The 2,275-nt window shown below is 72.8% G+C and carries 3 protein-coding genes and 1 pseudogene; 3 read left to right on the top strand and 1 reads right to left on the bottom strand.

What is annotated here, in order from left to right; genetic code table 11:
• Positions 1 to 101 precede the first annotated feature (101 nt).
• Positions 102 to 551 carry a DUF3093 domain-containing protein gene (locus tag ACFP3U_RS36805; protein WP_380230137.1) on the bottom strand — a complete coding sequence of 150 codons (450 nt, stop codon included), beginning with the start codon at positions 549 to 551 and terminating at the stop codon, positions 102 to 104.
• An 86-nt stretch (positions 552 to 637) separates the two neighbouring features.
• Between ACFP3U_RS36805 and ACFP3U_RS36800 the strand changes: the two are divergent.
• From ACFP3U_RS36800 to ACFP3U_RS36790, 3 genes and pseudogenes are all read left to right on the top strand, one after another.
• Positions 638 to 822, top strand: a pseudogene (locus ACFP3U_RS36800) (PaaI family thioesterase); the annotation flags it as partial.
• Positions 819 to 1,286, top strand: a complete 468-nt coding sequence (dut, locus tag ACFP3U_RS36795; RefSeq protein ID WP_380230136.1) for a dUTP diphosphatase — start codon at positions 819 to 821, stop codon at positions 1,284 to 1,286. The pseudogene ACFP3U_RS36800 and the gene dut, both read left to right, overlap by 4 nt.
• Before the next feature lie 69 nt (positions 1,287 to 1,355).
• Positions 1,356 to 2,159 (top strand): DUF3710 domain-containing protein, encoded by an 804-nt coding sequence (locus ACFP3U_RS36790; protein WP_380230135.1) that lies wholly within the window; start codon positions 1,356 to 1,358, stop codon positions 2,157 to 2,159.
• The last annotated feature ends 116 nt before the right edge of the window (positions 2,160 to 2,275 follow it).

The raw sequence follows: 2,275 nt of genomic DNA, 5'->3' as shown, positions 1-2,275 counted from the left end.
CATGTCCGGTGGTGTGGGAGGAGGGCCGGGTGACCCGGCCCTCCTACCCGATTCGTCCGCCGACGTTTCCTCCGCCGGTGTGCTGCCCGCGCGGGCAGCGTCTAGCCGCGGGCGCTCCGGCGGGCCTCGTCCAGGGCCTTGGCGAGCTTCATCGGCGAGCGGGTGGAGAGATAGAGGTACGGCGTCGGGTCGCCCGGATCGCTCACCTCGACCCGCAGCGCGGTCGGCACGTAGCTGCGCAGCAGCATGAAGGCCCGCGGGTCGGCCTTCGGGCCGCGCCAGGCGGCGGCCTCCGTCGGGCCGAGCGCCTGGGCGGCGCCGAGGGCGTCCACCGGGATCCGGGCGGGCCCGGCCACCAGTGAGCCCTGGACCACCCGGATCCGGGCCGAGCCGTAACTGCTGATCGCGGCGGCGCCGGCGGCGATGCCGACCACCAGCCCGACCAGCGCGCCCACCGCGCTGATCCGCAACAGGATCAGGGTGAGCGTGAGGCCGAGCAGGACCGGGAACAGCCACCAGGAGCGCGGCACGGTGAGGCGTTCGTCGTACATGCCCCCCATTGTGGGCGCCGCCGCGCCGGCTCCGGGACGCAACCCCCGCTCCCGGCGGGGCTACCGGTCGGTAGGGGTGGGGCGCCGGCCGGCTGGAGACCGACTTCCTCGCCCCGGTACCGGTGGACTCGGCGCTGCACCTGCGCGGGCACTCTTCATTCAGGTGAAGCTGGAACACTTCACCAAGCACGGTCGTCCCGAGGACATCGACATGGTCCTCGACGACCCCGACCCGATGCAGCGCGCCCGAGCCTTTGAGGTGAACCCTTGAGCAGCACCCCCCGCGAGCCCCTCGACGTCCTGATCCGGCGGATCGACCCCGAGCTGCCGCTGCCCGCGTACGAGCAGCCCGGCGACGCCGGCGCAGACCTGCGGACCACCGTGGACGCGGAGCTGGCCCCCGGTGAGCGGGCCGTGCTGCCCACCGGCATCGCCGTCGCGTTGCCGGACGGCTACGCGGCGTTCGTCCACCCCCGGTCCGGACTGGCAGCTCGTTGCGGCGTTGCTCTGGTGAACGCCCCGGGGACGGTCGATGCCGGGTACCGTGGAGAGATCAAGGTGATCGTCGTCAATCTGGATCCGCGCGAGGCGGTCAGCTTCCGCCGAGGGGACCGGATCGCCCAGCTGGTCATCCAGCAGGTCGAGAAGGCCCGCTTCCACGAAGTGACCGAGCTGCCGGGGTCGGCACGCGCCGAGGGTGGGTTCGGGTCGACCGGCGGCCATGCCGCGGTCTAGGCTGCCCGCGGCCTCGAAGGAAGCCGAGCAGGTATTCGCATCGGTCTTGGACCGGGAAGGACAGTGACCGTGTTCCGTCGTCGCCAGAAGAGCGAGGACGCTGTCGAGCAGCTCGCCGACGACGCCATCAGCGCCGACGAGACGGCCGATGACGTCGAAGGTTCCGCCGAGAGCGAGAACGTGACCGAGCTGGACCCGACGGACCGGGTCGGCCTGCCGCCGGCCCCGCGTCCGGACGGTCCGTGGGACCACTCCGAGCTGGAGAACCCGGAGGAGGGCCGCGTCGACCTCGGGGGTCTGCTGGTCCCCGGTGTCGAGGGCATGGAGCTCCGGGTCGAGGTGGCCGGCGACGCGATCGTGGCCGCCACTCTGGTCCTCGGCAACAGCGCCATCCAGCTGCAGGCCTTCGCGGCCCCCAAGTCGGAGGGCATCTGGGGCGAGGTCCGCGAGGAGATCGCCACCGGCATCACCTCGCAGGGCGGCCTCGTCGAGGAGGAGGAGGGCCCACTGGGCTGGCACCTCCGCGCCCAGGTCCCGGTCCAGCTTCCGGACGGCACCCAGGGTGTGCAGCTGGTGCGCTTCGTCGGTTGCGACGGCCCGCGCTGGTTCCTCCGCGGTGTGATCTCCGGCCAGGCCGCCGTCCAGCCCGAGATGGGCGGGATCCTGGAGCAGGTCTTCCGGCAGACGGTCGTCGTCCGCGGTGAGACCCCGATGGCGCCCCGCGACCCGATCGTGCTGAAGCTGCCCGAGGACGCGCAGATGGTCGCCGACGGCGGCGGCGCCGTCGCGGCCACCGGCGAGGGCGAGAACCGCTTCGGCAGCACCGCGCTGGACCCCTTCGCCCGCGGCCCGGAGATCACCGAGGTCCGCTGAGCGCCCGCCCCAGCACGTCGATCGCCCCTGTCCGGACCACCGGACGGGGGCGATTTGCATATGGCGGTCCCGTCCCCGTACAGTTCCGGAGTCGCCGCGAGAGAGCGGTGGCAAGT

This window comes from Kitasatospora misakiensis (genome assembly GCF_042656005.1).
GTDB classification, from domain to species: domain Bacteria; phylum Actinomycetota; class Actinomycetes; order Streptomycetales; family Streptomycetaceae; genus Kitasatospora; species Kitasatospora misakiensis.
Note: the sequence above shows the minus strand (reverse complement) of the source record. Positions and strands in the feature narration are given on the sequence as shown.